The organism is Gilvimarinus gilvus, from assembly GCF_030518155.1.
Lineage (GTDB): Bacteria > Pseudomonadota > Gammaproteobacteria > Pseudomonadales > Cellvibrionaceae > Gilvimarinus > Gilvimarinus gilvus.
In genome coordinates this window covers 1-410 of the sequence record NZ_JAULRU010000070.1, presented here as the reverse complement: position 1 = coordinate 410, position 410 = coordinate 1, and the positions used below count along the sequence as shown (strand labels likewise).

The window sequence follows — 410 nt, the reverse complement described above, 5'->3', positions numbered from 1 at the left end:
TGGTCCACTTCTGGCCATGACACAGTCGGAACATCCGCCAGTTGAATAACAGCGCCTATAGCAACTGCGGGATTGTCAAAAATTTCAGTAAGCTGGATTAACCGCTGTACGGTCTTCTGGTGGTGCTCCATCCATCGGTCTGCGCCATAATAGCCCTGTGTCACTGCCTCCTCAGCACGGGTGAGCAGTTGCTTCGCATCCTCCAGTCGGCGCCTAACCTCCGTGGTTTTGCCTTCATCGCCCTTCACGCATACGTGCTCATTGCAGTTGATGCAGTCGGCATGCCGTTCACATGGCGTCATCGTGTAGTCATGCACGCAGAAGCCGAAATCAGTCGTGTGCGCGGTCGGAATCTTAAGCCGTGCAAACTCATCTCGTGAAATCGGGATCTTCTTTGGCAGCTTTGCCAG

General features: G+C 53.9%; 1 protein-coding gene. It reads right to left on the bottom strand.

Going from position 1 to position 410, the window contains the following annotated elements; genetic code table 11:
• A partial coding sequence (locus tag QWI17_RS00340; RefSeq protein ID WP_441294572.1) for a hypothetical protein occupies nt 1-410 on the bottom strand: 410 nt, incomplete at both ends.